Annotated in this window: 15 protein-coding genes; 6 read left to right on the top strand and 9 right to left on the bottom strand. The window is 63.2% G+C overall.

The features are described 5' to 3' along the window. Positions 1-121: 121 nt before the first annotated feature. The 8 genes from LDO41_RS00710 to LDO41_RS00675 all read right to left on the bottom strand — a co-directional run bounded on the left by LDO41_RS00710 (position 122) and on the right by LDO41_RS00675 (position 7,991). Positions 122-1,249, bottom strand: coding sequence for a branched-chain amino acid ABC transporter substrate-binding protein (locus LDO41_RS00710; protein WP_223980599.1), 1,128 nt, complete (start codon positions 1,247-1,249; stop codon positions 122-124). A gap of 470 nt (positions 1,250-1,719) precedes the next feature. Then, entirely contained in the window at positions 1,720-3,021 is a 1,302-nt protein-coding gene (gene gltA, locus LDO41_RS00705) for a citrate synthase (RefSeq protein ID WP_223980597.1), read from the bottom strand. Between the two features lie 42 nt (positions 3,022-3,063). Then, the gene (locus LDO41_RS00700; protein ID WP_377740913.1) at positions 3,064-3,345 is read right to left on the bottom strand and encodes an FAD assembly factor SdhE; all 282 of its coding nucleotides are present in this window, start codon (positions 3,343-3,345) and stop codon (positions 3,064-3,066) included. A 191-nt stretch (positions 3,346-3,536) separates the two neighbouring features. Then, positions 3,537-4,238, bottom strand: a complete 702-nt coding sequence (locus tag LDO41_RS00695; RefSeq protein WP_223980595.1) for a succinate dehydrogenase iron-sulfur subunit — start codon at positions 4,236-4,238, stop codon at positions 3,537-3,539. 34 nt (positions 4,239-4,272) lie between these two features. Continuing rightward, positions 4,273-6,051: a succinate dehydrogenase flavoprotein subunit gene (gene sdhA, locus LDO41_RS00690; RefSeq protein ID WP_223980593.1), complete on the bottom strand. Its 1,779-nt coding sequence runs from the start codon at positions 6,049-6,051 to the stop codon at positions 4,273-4,275. A 3-nt stretch (positions 6,052-6,054) separates the two neighbouring features. After that, the gene (sdhD, locus tag LDO41_RS00685) at positions 6,055-6,420 is read right to left on the bottom strand and encodes a succinate dehydrogenase, hydrophobic membrane anchor protein (protein WP_109580507.1); all 366 of its coding nucleotides are present in this window, start codon (positions 6,418-6,420) and stop codon (positions 6,055-6,057) included. A gap of 14 nt (positions 6,421-6,434) precedes the next feature. Then, positions 6,435-6,845, bottom strand: a complete 411-nt coding sequence (gene sdhC, locus LDO41_RS00680; RefSeq protein ID WP_223980590.1) for a succinate dehydrogenase, cytochrome b556 subunit — start codon at positions 6,843-6,845, stop codon at positions 6,435-6,437. 264 nt (positions 6,846-7,109) lie between these two features. Beyond that, positions 7,110-7,991 (bottom strand): GntR family transcriptional regulator, encoded by an 882-nt coding sequence (locus tag LDO41_RS00675; protein WP_223980587.1) that lies wholly within the window; start codon positions 7,989-7,991, stop codon positions 7,110-7,112. Between the two features lie 299 nt (positions 7,992-8,290). Here LDO41_RS00675 and LDO41_RS00670 point away from each other — a divergent pair, with 299 nt between their 5' ends. The 6 genes from LDO41_RS00670 (at position 8,291) to LDO41_RS00645 (ending at position 15,650) form a co-directional block, all read left to right on the top strand. Next, entirely contained in the window at positions 8,291-9,274 is a 984-nt protein-coding gene (locus tag LDO41_RS00670) for a malate dehydrogenase (protein WP_223980585.1), read from the top strand. 109 nt (positions 9,275-9,383) lie between these two features. Then, positions 9,384-10,364, top strand: a complete 981-nt coding sequence (locus tag LDO41_RS00665) for an HpcH/HpaI aldolase/citrate lyase family protein (RefSeq protein ID WP_223980582.1) — start codon at positions 9,384-9,386, stop codon at positions 10,362-10,364. 205 nt (positions 10,365-10,569) lie between these two features. Further along, the gene (locus tag LDO41_RS00660) at positions 10,570-11,124 is read left to right on the top strand and encodes a hypothetical protein (RefSeq protein WP_223980579.1); all 555 of its coding nucleotides are present in this window, start codon (positions 10,570-10,572) and stop codon (positions 11,122-11,124) included. Positions 11,125-11,336: 212 nt separating this feature from the next. Continuing rightward, positions 11,337-14,042 (top strand): aconitate hydratase AcnA, encoded by a 2,706-nt coding sequence (gene acnA, locus LDO41_RS00655; protein ID WP_223980575.1) that lies wholly within the window; start codon positions 11,337-11,339, stop codon positions 14,040-14,042. A gap of 154 nt (positions 14,043-14,196) precedes the next feature. Then, positions 14,197-14,340, top strand: coding sequence for a hypothetical protein (locus tag LDO41_RS00650; RefSeq protein WP_223980572.1), 144 nt, complete (start codon positions 14,197-14,199; stop codon positions 14,338-14,340). Between the two features lie 107 nt (positions 14,341-14,447). Continuing rightward, positions 14,448-15,650: a DUF2863 family protein gene (locus tag LDO41_RS00645; protein ID WP_223980569.1), complete on the top strand. Its 1,203-nt coding sequence runs from the start codon at positions 14,448-14,450 to the stop codon at positions 15,648-15,650. Positions 15,651-15,702: 52 nt separating this feature from the next. Here the strand turns inward: LDO41_RS00645 and trmB are convergent, their stop codons facing one another. Next, positions 15,703-16,368, bottom strand: coding sequence for a tRNA (guanine(46)-N(7))-methyltransferase TrmB (gene trmB / locus LDO41_RS00640; protein ID WP_223980566.1), 666 nt, complete (start codon positions 16,366-16,368; stop codon positions 15,703-15,705). Between the last annotated feature and the right edge of the window lie 4 nt (positions 16,369-16,372).

Raw genomic sequence — 16,372 nt, 5'->3', positions numbered from 1 at the left:
TCGAAGGATGCATCGCACGCGCGCCCGATGGGGAGCCGGCGATGCGACGACACCCCGCCCGCCCCAGTCGTACAGACGGGCGGATGGGGTGTCTTCCGTGCGAAGGATCAAGCCACGGCGCTTAGTTCGCGGCCGTCTTGGTGGCGTCCTTGTGCCACGTGTACACGACGAACTTGAACGCCTTCAGGTCGCCCTTCTCGTCGTACTCGACCTTGCCGATCGGGGTCTGGAACGCGTTCTTGTGCATATACGCGGCCACCTTCGTCGGGTCGGTGCTCTTGGCCCCGGCGATCGCGTCGCCGATGATCTGCACCGCGGCGTACGACGGCATCTGGAACGCGCCGTTGGCATCGCGCTTCTTGTCGGCAAAGGCCTTGACCAGCGCCGCGTTGGCCGGATCGGCCGAGAAGTCGGCCGGCAGCGTCACGAGCATGCCTTCGGAAGCCGGACCGGCGATCGCGGTCACGTCCTTGTTGCCCACGCCTTCGGGACCCATGAACGTGGCCTTGACGCCCTGCTCGCGCGCCTGGCGCAGCAGCAGACCCATTTCCGGGTGGTAGCCGCCGAAGTACACGAAGTCCACGCCCTGCGACTTCAGCTTGGTGATGACGGCCGAGTAGTCGGAGTCGCCGGCGTTGATGCCTTCGAACACCGCCACCGGAATCTTGGCGGCTTCCAGGTCCTTGCGCACCGAGCTGGCGATGCCCTGACCGTACGACTGCTTGTCGTGCAGGATCGCGACCTTCTTCGGCTTGACCTTGCCGATGATGTACTGCGCGGCGGCCGGGCCTTGCTGGTCATCGCGACCGATCGTGCGAAAGATGAACTTGCGCTTCTTGTTCTCGGTCAGCTGCGGCGCGGTGGCCGACGGCGTCACCATCACGATGCCTTCGTTCTCGTAGATGTCCGAGGCCGGAATCGTCGAGCCCGAGCACACATGGCCGATCACGTAACGGATGTTCTGGCTGACGATCTTGTTGGCAACGGCCACGGCCTGCTTCGGCTCGCAGGCATCGTCCATCAGCACGGCTTCGAGCTTGTTGCCACCGGCGCCGCCAGCCGCGTTGATCTGTTCGATGGCGGTCAGCGCGCCGGCCTTCACCATATCGCCGTACTGGGCGACCGCGCCGCTCATCGGACCGGCGATGGCAATCTTGACGGTTTCCGCGCTGGCCTGGGTCGCAGCGAAAAGGCCGGCCGTCGCCATGGCAGCGGCGACGGAAATGGACGTAAGACGGGAAGTCGTCATCAGGAGCTCCTCTGTTCTGGGTATGTATGGGTCTACCGGGCAGAGTCGGCCTGACTCGCGCAAGCGAACGGAGGGATGCGGGCCAGCGAAGGAATGGAGAGGTGCGGGGCCCGGCATTGCTGACACCCGGGGTGCCCGGGTGTCCTTCATGTCTCTTGCGCAAGCGCGTCGCCTGCCCCGCCTGGCCGGCACGGCGCAACCGGAAGGGTGGCCCGGGTGCCGTCGGCAAAGCAGTCGCCATTATAGGGAGAAGTTGCACCAGCTTGAAGCAAAGATTCCTGATAATGCGGAAATTTGCACAATAAATGCTGAGTTTTGCAACCCTTCAACAGCAGAATAAGGCTCAAATTGGCGTTATCACGATTGTGGTGCGCATTAAATTGCGTTAGCCAACAAACGCAGGAAAACCAACAAGCCAAAAAAAAGCCCCCGACCGAGGTCGGGGGCTTTTGGTACGACAGCGGATGCGATCAGCGCTTGGCCATATCCGGCACGTCGCGGCTCGAGGCGCCGTTGAACAGCTGGCGCGGACGGCCGATCTTGTACTCGGGATCGGTAATCATTTCTTCCCACTGCGAGATCCAGCCTGGCGTACGTGCCAGCGCGAAGATGCAGGTGAACAGCGAAGTCGGGATGCCCAGTGCGCGCTGCACGATACCCGAGTAGAAGTCCACGTTCGGGTACAGCTTGCGGCTCACGAAGTATTCGTCCTCGAGCGCGATCTTCTCGAGCTCCATGGCCAGCTTGAACAGCGGGTCGTTGTGCAGGCCCAGTTCGTTCAGCACTTCGTGGCAGGTTTCGCGCATCAGCTTGGCGCGCGGATCGTAGTTCTTGTACACGCGGTGGCCAAAGCCCATCAGGCGCACGCCCGAGTTCTTGTCCTTGACCTGCTTGATGAACTCGTTGATGTGGTCAACGCTGCCGATCTCTTCCAGCATCTTGAGCGCGGCTTCGTTCGCGCCGCCGTGGGCCGGGCCCCAGAGGCAGGCCACGCCAGCGGCGATGGCGGCAAACGGGTTCGTGCCCGACGAACCGGCCAGACGCACGGTCGAGGTCGATGCGTTCTGCTCGTGGTCGGCGTGCAGGATGAAGATGCGGTCGAGCGCGCGCTCGAGCACCGGGTTCACGTGATACGGCGCGCACGGCGTGCCGAACATCATGCGCAGGAAGTTGCCCGAGTACGACAGGTCGTTCTGCGGATAGATGTAGGGCTGGCCGATGTTGTACTTGTACGCCATGGCGACCAGGGTCGGCATCTTGGCGATCAGGCGGATGGCCGAGATCTCGCGCTGTTGCGGATCGTCGATGTCCATCGCGTCGTGGTAGAACGCGCTCATGCCGCCAACCAGGCCCGTCAGCACGGCCATCGGGTGGGCGTCACGGCGGAAACCGCGCATGAAGAACTGCAGTTGCTCGTGAACCATCGTGTGATTCATCACCGTGTTCACGAAATCTTCCTTCTGCTTGGCGTTCGGCAGCTCGCCCTTCAGCAGCAGGTAGCAGGTCTCGAGGTGGTCGCACTTCCCGGCCAGTTGCTCGATCGGGTAGCCGCGGTACAGCAGCTCACCCTTGTCACCGTCGATGTAGGTGATCTTCGAGTTGCAGGAGGCGGTCGACATGAACCCCGGGTCGTACGTGAACTTGCCGGTCTGACCGTACAGTTTGCGAATGTCGATCACGTCCGGGCCAACAGTGCCCTTGTAGATCGGCAGCTCAACGCTGGGGGAACCATCGGAAAACGATAGCGTGGCTTTCACATCGGACGGCGTCATGTCGGTTCCTTCAAATGCTTGTGAATAATATGTTGACCAAACTCAGACCGTTCGCAACAGGCCAATCACCCGTTGCATCGGGGGCGTGTCGAGCTCACCGTCAAGCTCCTTGCGGGCAAGCAGCAGGTCCATCAAATCGTTGTCGCTGAGCTCGAAGAGCTCGGAGAGTGCGGCCACATCCTCGTCGGACAGGCTTTCCTCGTAACGGTTGAAGAATCGTTCGACGATGATGTCGTTCTCCAGGAGGCCGCGGCGGGCACGCCAGCGAAGCCGCGCGCGCTTGTGCGGATCAGCCTGATGGGAGAAAGTGGTGGTAAGACTCATGGTCAGCCTTCATGCTGCGGCGCGCGAGCCTCGACGATAACCGTCAAGCCTTGCATGTCGCTTACTACTTCGCTTACTACTTACATCGACCGCGGGACATCGATACCGCCAGACGTCACACAGCGAAACACAGTGTAGACCGCTTCCGCCAGGCCCGCTCACGAGCGGGCCTGGCGGCCTTCAGGGTCGCCTTATACCGAACGGCGAACCATCAGTTCCTTGATCTTGCCGATGGCCTTGGTCGGGTTCAGACCCTTCGGGCACACATCGACGCAGTTCATGATGCTGTGGCAGCGGAACAGGCGATACGGGTCGTTCAGGTTGTCCAGACGCTCGCCGGTAGCCTGGTCGCGGCTGTCCGCGATAAAGCGGTAGGCTTGCAGCAGGCCGGCCGGGCCGACGAACTTGTCCGGATTCCACCAGAACGACGGGCACGACGTCGAGCAGCTCGCGCACAGAATGCACTCGTACAGGCCGTCCAGCTCGTCACGTTCCTGCGGCGACTGCAGACGCTCCTTCTCGGGAGGCGGCTCGTCGTTGATCAGGAACGGCTTGATCGAGTTGTACTGCTTGAAGAACTGCGTCATGTCGACGATCAGGTCACGCACCACCGGCAGGCCGGGCAGCGGACGCAGCACGATGCGATCCGGCAACTCGCGCAGGTTGGTCAGGCAGGCCAGACCGTTCTTGCCGTTGATGTTCATCGCGTCCGAGCCGCACACGCCTTCGCGGCACGAACGACGGAACGAGATGGTCTCGTCCAGCTTCTTCAGCTTGACCAGCGCGTCCAGCAGCATGCGCTCGTGACCGTCCAGCTCGACCTCGTAGGTCTGCATGCGCGGCGCGGCATCCTTGTCCGGATCGTAGCGGTAGACTTCGAAGATACGCTTCATTTCTGTGGGTCCTGTTTTCTCTACGATGCGATGGTCAGAAGGTACGAGCCTTCGGGGGAACGGATTCCACCGTCAGCGGTTCCATCTTCACCGGCTTGTAGTCGAGGCGGTTGCCTTCGCTGTAGAACAGCGTGTGCTTGAGCCAGTTCTGGTCGTCACGGTTCGGGAAGTCGCTGTGTGCGTGTGCACCGCGCGATTCCTTGCGCGCCGCGGCCGAGATCATCGTGGCCTTGGCCACTTCCACGAGGTTGGCCACTTCGAGCGACTCCACCAGCGCGGTGTTGAACACCTTCGACTTGTCCTTCAGGTGGATGTTGTCGGCACGCTCCGCCACTTCGAGGATGCGCTCGACGCCTTCGTCCATCAGCTTCTGCGTACGGAACACGCCCGCATGCGACTGCATGTTGCGGCGGATGTCGTTGGCCACGTCCTGCGTGTACTCGCCCGAGGACGAGGCCTGCAGTTTGGCCAGGCGCGACATCGCGCGGTCGGCGGCATCGGCCGGCAGCGGCTTGTGTTCCTTCTGCTTGAGCGCGCTCGCGGCAATGTGATTGCCGGCGGCACGACCGAACACCACCAGATCCAGCAGCGAGTTGGTGCCCAGGCGGTTGGCGCCGTGCACCGACACGCACGAGCATTCGCCGATCGCGTAGAAACCGTTGACGACGTCGTTGGGGTTACCGTTCTTCGGCGCCACCACCTGACCGTGGATGTTCGTCGGAATGCCGCCCATCTGGTAGTGGATGGTCGGCACGACCGGGATCGGTTCCTTGATCGCGTCGACGTTGGCGAACTTCACGCCGATTTCGCGGATCGACGGCAGACGCTTCATGATGGTCTCGGCGCCGACGTGCGTCAGGTCGAGCAACACGTAGTCGCCGTTCGGGCCGCAGCCACGGCCTTCCTTGATTTCCTGGTCCATCGAGCGCGACACGAAGTCACGCGGCGCCAGATCCTTCAGCGTCGGGGCATAGCGCTCCATGAAGCGCTCGCCATCCTTGTTACGCAGAATACCGCCTTCGCCGCGTACGCCTTCGGTGATCAGCACGCCCGCGCCGGCCACGCCGGTCGGGTGGAACTGCCAGAACTCCATGTCCTCGAGCGGCACACCCGCGCGAGCGGCCATGCCCAGACCGTCACCGGTGTTGATGAACGCGTTGGTCGAGGCGGCGTAGATACGGCCGGCACCGCCCGTGGCGAACAGCGTGGTCTTGGCTTCGAGGATGTAGACCTCGCCAGTTTCCATTTCCAGCGCGGTCACGCCCAGCACATCGCCGTCTTCGTCGCGGATCAGGTCCAGCGCCATCCATTCGACGAAGAAGTGGGTCTTGGCGCGGACGTTACGCTGATACAGCGTGTGCAGCAGCGCGTGGCCGGTACGGTCGGCCGCGGCGCAGGCGCGCTGCACCGGCTTCTCGCCGTAGTTCGCCGTGTGGCCGCCGAACGGACGCTGGTAGATCGTGCCATCGGCATTGCGGTCGAACGGCATGCCGAAGTGCTCGAGCTCGTACACGACCTTCGGCGCTTCCCGGCACATGAACTCGATCGCATCCTGGTCGCCGAGCCAGTCGGAACCCTTGATGGTGTCGTAGAAGTGATAGTGCCAGTTGTCCTCGCTCATGTTGCCGAGCGAGGCGCCAATGCCGCCCTGGGCGGCCACGGTGTGCGAACGCGTGGGGAAAACTTTGGACAGCACGGCCACGTTGAGGCCGGCTTCCGCGAGCTGGAGGGATGCGCGCATCCCAGCGCCGCCCGCCCCGACGATGACCACGTCAAATCGACGACGCGGCAATCCAGTCTTGACTGCGACCATTTATTACACCCTCCAGAGAATCTGAGCAGCGTAGCCCGCGCAACCGACGAGCCACAGAATCGTTAGTACTTGCAGCACGAGGCGCACGGCCATCGGCTTGACGTAGTCCATCCAGATATCGCGCACGCCAATCCAGGCGTGATACAGCAGCGAGAGGATGGTCAGGAAAGTCAGGATCTTCATCCACTGATTGGCGAAGAGACCTGCCCAGCCTTCATACGTGGGGTTGCCAAAGGCGAGAAAGGCGATGGCCAGGACCACGGTGAACACCACCATGATCACCGCAGTCACGCGCTGCGCAAGCCAGTCCTTGATACCGTAGTGCGCGCCGACGACGAGGCGCTTGGGACCGATATTGTTATTTGCCACTTTGAGTACTCTCCTCAGAACAGGCCGAAAAGCTTCAGCCCGAAAATCAGGGTAAGCAGCAGGCTGACGACGAGCACGGTAATGGCAGACTTGCCAGAAGCGGGCTTGGACACGCCCACGTGCAGATCGAGCAGCAGGAAGCGGATACCGGCACAGAAGTGATGCAGGTAACCCCAGATCAGGGCCAGCACGACCAGCTTCACGAAGCCGTTGGACATCAGGCTCGAGAATCGGGCGAAGCTGAGTTCGGACGTCACGCTCTGTTCAAACAGGAACAGAACGAACGGAAGGAGGAGGAACATCAATGCACCGCTTGCGCGATGCAGGATGGATACCTTGCCGGCCCAGGGCAACCTGTATCGCGCGAGCTGCGAGACATGGATGTTCCGGTACTCCGGCCTGGCTTGTTTGACGGCTTCAGCCATGCGAGACCCCATTTGCGGAAAGAAAAGAACTGCCAAAGAACAAAACTGCCATTACCCCTTGCCAGGCGCCGGTCACCGCGTCACGATGATTCATGCGTTTCAGCACTGCATACAGAGGAATGCACTGGGGCAAATCCACATGATTTTAGCGCCTTTGTTGCGCAGCGCACCAATAATTTTCACCTATCACGCACCAACCCGGGGTGCGCGACAATCGCACGAAACCTCCGCGCGCACCATCCCTGAGCAGGGTAATCCCACCCTTCAGCTCAGGTCATTCTGATAATAGTGGCGCGTTGTGACATACAGCGCGCGGCGAACTTCCACCGGGCGGTCGCCGTACGTGAACGACACCCGTTCCACGGACAGCAGCGGCGAGCCGGCCGGCACGGACAGCAGCGTGGCCGCCGTCTCGTCGGCAGCCACCGCGCGAATCTTCTCGGTCGCCCGGATCATGCGCGTGCCGAATTCGGCCTCGAACAACGCATACATCGGGCCCTTCCATTCCGTGAGCTTCTCAGCCGTCAGGCCCTTGAAGCTAGCACCCACTAACCAAATCTCGTCCAGCACGGTGGCCTCGCCCGAGAACGTCAGCACGCGGCGGATCTGCACCACGCTGTCGCCGGTGCGCAGGTCCAGCAGCCGCGCAATCTCCGCGGGAGCGCGCAGGCGCTTGCATTCGAGCACCCGGCTGGCGCCATAGTGCGGCTCCCCTTCGTCCGGCACCAGCCGCAGAAAGCGGAACTTGACCACATCCTCATGGTGGGTCGTGACGAACGTGCCCTTGCCCTGACGGCGCGCCACCAGGTTATCGGCGGCCAGCTCGTCGATGGCCTTGCGGACCGTGCCCTGGCTGACCTTGTAGCGGGCGGCCAGCTCCATCTCGCTCGGAATCATGTCGCCCGGCTTCCAGTCGCCGGATTGCAGGCTCTGCATGATCAGGGCCTTGATCTGCTGGTACAGCGGGCTGAACGTGGGAGACGGCTGAGTGGGAGGCGAGGCGGACGCCGCGGGCGCAGGCGACTGCGCCCCACTTCCGGACGAACCAGCGGACGAACCAGCGGACGAACCGGTGGACGGAGCGGCGCCGGAATCCGGCGCGCCATTTGCGGTCGCGGCGGCCAGGGGCGTGGGCAGGGTTGACATAGCCCGGATTTCACCACAAAAGCGCGAAACGCGTCCAGCGAACTATGAAATGTCTTATGTCTTATATAAGACATATTATTGACAGGGTCGGGCGGCCCGTCCTACACTCGCGCAGCCCCGCGCCGTCGCTTTTGACCTGCACTTACGACTAATTCGGATGCAGTAGTCTGATGCGGCGCGCCACATAGCAGTAGTAGACTTACGCCTTGTCGGCGGATGGCCGCCTGCCCCGTGGCGACACCCCTTTGTGGTGATACCCGTTTGTGGTGATACCCCTTTCATCGTTTGGAGACTTTCTCATGGCTAAAGCCCCTTTGCGCGTCGCAGTAACCGGCGCCGCTGGCCAGATCGGCTATTCCCTGCTGTTCCGCATCGCCAATGGCGACATGCTCGGCAAAGACCAGCCCGTCATCCTCCAACTGCTCGACCTTCCGCAAGCGCAAGCCGCCGTCAAGGGCGTGGTGATGGAACTGGAAGATTGCGCGTTCCCGCTGCTGGCCGGTGTGGTGATCACCGATGATCCCAAGGTCGCCTTCAAGGACGCCGACGTGGCACTGCTCGTGGGCGCCCGTCCGCGCAGCAAGGGCATGGAGCGCAAGGACCTGCTCGAAGCCAACGCCCAGATCTTCACCGTGCAGGGCAAGGCCCTGGACGAAGTGGCGAGCCGCGACGTCAAGGTGCTGGTGGTCGGCAACCCGGCCAACACCAACGCCTACATCGCCATGAAGTCGGCACCGAACCTGAAGCGCGAGAACTTCACCGCGATGCTGCGTCTGGACCACAACCGCGCGCTGTCGCAGATCGCCGCCAAGGCCGGCAAGCCGGTGTCGTCGATCGAGAAGCTGTTCGTGTGGGGCAACCACAGCCCGACCATGTACGCGGACTACCGCTACGCCACCGTTGACGGCAAGAACGTCAAGGATCTGATCAACGACCACGCCTGGAACAACGACGTGTTCCTGCCGACCGTCGGCAAGCGTGGCGCGGCGATCATCGAGGCCCGTGGCCTGTCGTCGGCAGCTTCGGCCGCCAACGCCGCCATCGACCACGTGCGCGACTGGGTGCTTGGTTCGAACGGCAAGTGGGTGACCATGGGTATCCCGTCGAACGGTGACTACGGCATTCCGCAGGACACGATGTTCGGCTTCCCGGTGACCACGGCCAACGGCAAGTACGAACTGGTGAAGGGCCTCGAAGTCGACGCCTACAGCCAGGAGAAGATCAACATCACGCTCAAGGAACTCGAAGAAGAGCGTGCCGGCGTGCAGCATCTGCTGGGCTGATCGCCAGTCGTCTCCGATGACGAACCGGGGCTCCGCATCGATTCACAGGTTTCACGAATCGACGCGGGCCCCGGTTTTTTTCATTTGACCTTTTTTTCATTCATTCAACGTGCATCCATCCGAGGTCTTGTTCCAGGGCGAAGCGATACCGGTCCAGTTGCCGGTATGTGACCACTATGCCGGCAGCGAGAAGCTCATGCGCAAGTCGCTGGGCCTGCAACAAGAGCTTGGCCCGGTGTTCGACATCACGTTCGACTGCGAGGACGGCGCCGCCGTCGGCCAGGAACGCGAACATGCGGCGCTCTGCGCGCAGCTGATCAACAGTCCCGAAAACGCGTTCAACCGCGTCGGCGTACGCATTCACGACCCCGCCCACGCGTCGTGGCGCGACGACATCGACCTACTGGTGGCCGCCGCTGGCGCGCGGCTGGCCTATGTGGTGGTGCCGAAGGTGACGGACGTGGTGGAAGTCGCCCGCGTGACCGATCACGTCAACCATGCCGCGCGCACTGCCGGCATCGCGCGCCATATCCCGATTCACGTCCTGATTGAAACGCATGCCGCGCTCGAGCAGGCGTTCGACATCGCCGCGCTGGTGCAGGTGGAGTGTTTATCGTTCGGCCTCATGGATTTTGTTTCTGCGCATCATGGGGCAATCCCCGGCGAGGCCATGCGCTCGCCGCAGCAATTCGAGCAGCCACTGATCCGCCGCGCGATGCTCGAGATTTCCGCGGCCTGTCATCGTCACGGCAAAGTGCCCTCGCACAATGTGAGCACCGACGTGCAGATGCCGCAGCGCGCCGGCGACGATGCGCTGCGGGCGCGCACGGAGTTCGGGTACCTGCGCAAATGGAGCATCCATCCGGGCCAGATCGCGCCGATCGTCGCGGCCTTCCGGCCCAGCGATGCGGAGATCGGCGTGGCCAGCGAGATCCTGCTGGCCGCGCACCGGAACAACTGGGCGCCGATCCGCCACGACGGCCAGCTCCATGACCGCGCGAGCTATCGCTACTACTGGTCTCTGCTGCAGCGCGCGCAGGCTACCGGCACCGCGTTGCCTGGGGCCGCGGCCGAATTGTTTTTCGCCTGAAAACGGGGCGGAAATGCCGGTGTCGCGCACATGGAAACACCGAAGTGATTCGTAACCGCGCTGATTCTGTGCAATTGTGTAACCAACCTGTGATGTAGTACGCCGGCCTGTGCAAATCGTAGAGAATAGCGGCGGAATGTAACTGCCCCTCCCCGCGCCCCATCGATTAGCGGTCCACTATTTTGATATCCGAAAAGGAACAGCAATGAAACACCTCGTGCTCGCAGCCTGCATTGGCGCCATGACCTTGACCGCCGGCGTCGCGCTGGCCCAGGACCCCGCCAACAAACCGGCCGCGACCAAGAAGGCGCCCGCCAAGAAGTCCACGTCCAAGAAGGCCACCCCGGTTGCCGCCGCACCCGTGACGCCGAACGGTGAAAAGTGGCAATGCGAGCTGGGCAACGTGCTCTATATCGGCGGCGACATGCGCCGTGACGAAATCATCGTCGTCAACTGGGAAGCCAAGGAATACCGCCTGCCGCGTCAGGCCACCGTGACTGGTGCCGACCGCTACTTCGATGCCCGCAGCGGCCTCGACCTCGTGGTGATCCCGAGCAAGGCGATGCTGTTCAACAAGAACCTGGGTCAGCGCCTGGCCGACGAATGCCAGAACGCCGACATGCAGGCTGGCGGCGCCGCCCCGACGGTGGCTGGCGCGCTGCGCGCCCCGGTGGCCACGCCGCTGCTGGCCGCGCCGCCCGCGGCGCCCGCACCGGAAGCCCAGGCACAACCGGCAGCACTGGTCGCACCGAAGCAGTAAAAACGCAATTACCGTAGTTCCGCCATCGTGAGCAGCTGTCACGATGGCGTGCCGCATGGCGGAGTTTCTTCGCCTCGCGCACAATGAGTGTCTGCAGTAACGGTGCGCGCCCGATGACGAACCTCCGGCGCGCATCGGGGTCTTTCAAGAACAAGAAGCCGAATTAGCCGTAAGTCAAAGCAAGCGCGTCATTCCTTCATTGGAGTCAGGCAATGCCCCACAATCTCAAAAATACCCTGAAGTCGTTCAAGATTGGCCGCAACAGTAGCGGCCAGTTCTACTCCCTGCCCCAGCTGGGCAAGGAGCTCGGCGTCGCCATAGAGCGCCTGCCCGTTTCGATCCGACTGGTCCTCGAATCGGTGCTGCGCAACTGCGACGGCAAGAAGGTTACCGAGGAACACGTGCGGCAGCTGGCTCACTGGAAGCCGAACGCCGATCGCGTGGACGAGATCCCGTTTGTGGTGGCACGCGTGGTGCTGCAGGATTTCACGGGCGTGCCGCTGCTTGCCGACCTCGCCGCCATGCGCAACGTGGCCGAGAAGATGGGCAAGAACCCCAAGCAGATCGAGCCGCTGGTGCCGGTTGACCTCGTGGTCGACCACTCGGTGCAGATCGACCACTTCCGCGAGAAGAAGGCGCTCGATCTGAACATGGAGCTCGAGTTCCAGCGCAACAACGAGCGCTATCAATTCATGAAGTGGGGCATGCAGGCGTTCGACACGTTCGGCGTGGTGCAACCCGGCTTCGGCATCGTCCACCAGGTCAACCTCGAGTACCTCGCGCGCGGCGTGCACAAGAAGGGCGATGTCTATTATCCGGACACGCTGGTCGGTACCGATTCGCACACCACGATGATCAACGGCATCGGCGTGGTGGGCTGGGGCGTGGGCGGCATCGAGGCCGAGGCCGGCATGTTGGGCCAGCCGGTGTACTTCCTGACGCCGGACGTGGTGGGTGTGGAGCTCAAGGGCCGCCTGCGCGAAGGCGTGACCGCCACCGACCTCGTGCTGACGATTACCGAGATGCTGCGCCGCGAGAAGGTGGTGGGCAAGTTCGTCGAGTTCTACGGCGAAGGCACCGCGAACATCGCCGTGCCGGATCGCGCCACCATCGGCAATATGGCGCCCGAGTATGGCGCGACCATGGGCTTCTTCCCGGTCGATGGCAAGACCATCGACTACTTCAAGGGCACGGGCCGCACCGACGAGGAAATCTCCGCGTTCGAAGGCTATTTCCGCGCGCAGGAACTGTTCGGCGTGGCGGGTCCCGGCGACATCGACTACAGCGTGAACCTCTCGCTCGATCTCGGCACCGTGGCACCGTCGCTGGCGGGTCCGAAGCGTCCGCAGGATCGCATCGAGATCGGTCACGTCAAGAGCCAGTTCGCATCGCTGTTCGTCAAGCCCGTGGCGGAGAATGGCTTCAACAAGAAGACCGAGGAACTCACCAAGCAGTACGAGACCTCGGATGGCGTCAAGGTGAAGAACGGCGACGTGCTGATTGCCGCGATCACCTCGTGCACGAACACGTCGAACCCGAGCGTGCTGCTGGCCGCCGGCCTGCTGGCCAAGAAGGCGGTGGAAGCCGGCCTGACCGTGGCGCCGCACATCAAGACCTCGCTCGCCCCGGGCAGCCGCGTGGTGACCGAGTACCTGACCAAGACGAAGCTGCTGCCGTACCTCGAGAAGCTCGGCTTCGGCGTGACGGCTTATGGTTGCACGACCTGCATCGGCAACGCGGGCGATCTGACCGCCCCGCTCAACGAGGCCATCGTCAAGAACGACCTCGTGGCCGCGGCCGTGCTGTCCGGCAACCGTAACTTCGAGGCACGTATCCACCCGAACATCCGCGCCAACTTCCTGGCCTCCCCGCCGCTGGTGGTGGCGTACGCGATTGCCGGCACGATGACGCGCGACCTGATGACCGAGCCCGTGGGCAAGGGCAAGGATGGCAAGGACGTGTGGCTCGGCGACATCTGGCCGACTTCCGAGGAAGTTCATGCGCTGCTGAAGTTCGCGCTCGACGCCAAGGTCTTCAAGAACAATTACGACAAGGTCAAGGATCCGAGCCCGCTGTGGGCCGCGATCAAGGGCACGACCGGTCAGGTCTACGACTGGCCGACCTCGACCTACATCGCCGAACCGCCGTTCTTCCAGGACTTTGCGATCGAGCCGAAGGCCGCCAGCGCCAGCGTGCGCGGCGCGCGCGCGCTGGGCGTGTTCGGGGACTCCGTGACCACCGACCATATCTCGCCGGCTGGCTCGATCAAGGACACTTCGCCCGCGGGCAAGTACCTGCTGTCGCACGGCGTGCTCAAGGCTGACTTCAACAGCTACGGCTCGCGCCGCGGCAATCACGAGGTAATGATGCGCGGCACGTTCGCCAATGTGCGTATCAAGAATCTGATGATTGCACCGAAGGCCGACGGCTCGCGCGTGGAAGGCGGCATTACGCTGCACCAGCCGACCGGCGATGAAATGTCGATCTACGACGCCGCGATGAAATACGTCGCCGAGGGCACGCCCACGGTGGTGTTCGGTGGCGAGGAATACGGCACGGGTTCGTCGCGCGACTGGGCGGCCAAGGGTACGCAGCTGCTGGGCGTAAAGGCCGTGATCGCGCGCAGCTTCGAGCGGATCCACCGTTCGAACCTGGTGGGCATGGGCGTGCTGCCGCTGCAGTTCAAGGGCGACGACAGCGTGCAGTCGCTCGGCATCATCGGCACCGAGACGTTCGACGTCGAGGGGATCGAGGGCGAACTGAAGCCGCAGCAGGATGTGGTGCTGGTGATCCATCGCGCCAACGGCGATGTGCAGCGTGTGCCGGTGCTGCTGCGCATCGATACGCCGATCGAGGTGGACTACTACAACCACGGCGGCATTCTGCCATTCGTGCTGCGCCAGTTGCTGGCCGCCTGATCTTCACGATCCGGGCAGTAAAGCCCCTCTCCCTGTTCCGGGGAGAGGGGCTTTTTTCCTCAGGGATTTCCCCGATCCGCCGCGTAAGTTCCACGCAAGCCCGCACTGCCAGACTGCCTCCTGCCAATATAACGATTAGCCAGGAGACAGCAGCATGGTCAAGATTGTCATCGCATTCGTCGTCGTCGCGGGCGCCGCGCTCTATTTGCTCACCAAGGGTGGTGACGACGTTTCCATCGCCGGCGAGCAGCACGGCATTGAAACGCATGCACCGGCCGCACCGGCGCCGCAGAAGTAACCAAACGCCGCCGGGCGTGAATGAGGCGGGAACCCTCACCTAACCCCTTCTTTTGCCAACGCAGCGAGTAGAATACCGTTTTACGCAAAAACAGACGGTTTCTATCTATGGCAGGTTTTCGTCCCAAGGCTTCCCCCCGACTCTCGCCCGATGCCGAACGGCTCGTGGCCGATGCACTGGCGCTCGACGCCTCGGGCAGCCGCATGGAGGACGGCTATTGGGAGCGCCGTCTCTCTCAGCGCCTCGGACGGCTGTTGAAGAATGGCAGCCAGACCGCGCTGGACGCGGCGCTCGAACACCTGTTCAAGCACAATGCCGACGCCTCCGACGTGCTGGCGGAACAGGCCGAGACGCTCGCCGAGTCGGCGACCATCGAGGTGGACGGCGTGCGCTACGACGCGCTGCTGGTCGCCGCGCCGATCCTGGCCCATACGCGCTACGCGATTCCGTCGGGCGCGCTCAAGGCCGATGTGGCCCAGACCCTGACTGTCCATATGCAGGCCCATGTGCTGGCCAATGGCACCAAGGTCGCCCTGTCGCCGTATCTCTACAGCATCGACCAGTTGCCGCGCACGCACAGCGATACATTCGCGCTGACGCACAAGCTGGCGGCCGCCGCGCTGGCCGGCGCGGTGCCGAAGGTCGATCTGCGCGACCTGCCCGAGACCGCGCCGATTCTGGCCGATCCGCGCTACATGCTGGCCGTGGTGGTGGCGCCGCACGAAGGCGCGCTGTTCCGCTGGCAGGAAGATGCCAAGGAGCACCATGCCGAGCGTTCGGTGTGCCTCGAACAGTGGCGCACCCAGGTCCAGCCTTCGGTGGCGATGATGCTGCCCGGTTGCGAATTCGAACTGTTGTTGCCGGATGCGTTCTTCCTGTCCTGCCGCGAGTCCGACAAGAGCATTCGTCCGCTGACCGTGCGCGCGGCCGTCAATTACCTGAGCGGCACGCTCGATATGCCGGCCGGGCAACTGGCCGCGGTGGTGGCATCGTTCGGTGAGGAAGTGGTCGAGGAATACCGCGTCGGCTTTACGATCCGTGGCGAGAAGGACGTGATCTACGGCATCGTGTGGCCAGTGTATGGCCGCGAGGCGGGCGAGGTGGATGCCGAGGAAAAGGGCAATCCGCTCGAGCAGATCTGCGAGGAACTGCGCAACGTTGGCGTGGAAGACATCTTCCGCCATGCCGCGCTGTTCGACCCCGAGTATTGCGAGGATTGCGGCACGCCGCTGTACGCCGATCGCTCTGGCGAGATCGTGCATGCGGAGTTGCCGGAAGACGCGCCGACGCAGCAGCCGTTATTTCATTAAACGGAAGGGGGATGCCCCCCTTTCCGCCCTCCCCCGCTCCCCCGCTTTCCGCTTATCGTTCGCTCACACAACGCCACAGGTCGTGGCCTGACGCGCCGTACTTGCGTTCGAACGGTGTCATCGCGACCTCTGGCTGCCACGCGGTAGTCACCGCCGGACGGCCCACGATCGCCAGCGCGGCCGCGAATTCGTCGATATAGATCTTCCAGTTGCTGCGGCATTCGAGATAATCGCCGCAGGCCGCCAGCGCGGGGAAGACCGCGTGCCCCTGCCAGCGCCGCCCGAGGTGCCCGATCTTTGGCCACGGGTTCGGATACAGCACGTAATGGCGCGCCACCGGCACGCCCTCGGCCGCAAGCATGCGCCAGACATCGACCAGATCCGCGCGCGCCCAGTGGTAGTTGCCGGGCAGATCCCCTTCCCACCAGTCCTTGCCCGCGGTCAGCCGCTTCTCCGACTGATCGACGCCGATCACGAAATGGTCCGGATACGCCTGCGCGAGCCGCAGCGTGCTCTCGCCAACGCCGCATCCGGCGTCGAGTATCAGCGGCACGTCACCCGCACGACGCCATGCGGATAGCGCTTCGTCCAAGGCGAGACGACTCGCCTCTCCGATCGGTTTGCGGAACGGCTCGGCGAGATGACGTGCCACGCGCGCGGCCAGGTGGTCGTGGATACCGGTTTGCGCGGAGGCGATGGTGCGGGAATTGGCGAACATGGGC

This window comes from Cupriavidus pampae (assembly GCF_914271485.1).
GTDB lineage: Bacteria > Pseudomonadota > Gammaproteobacteria > Burkholderiales > Burkholderiaceae > Cupriavidus > Cupriavidus pampae.
This window is presented reverse-complemented; position numbering and strand designations above follow the sequence as displayed.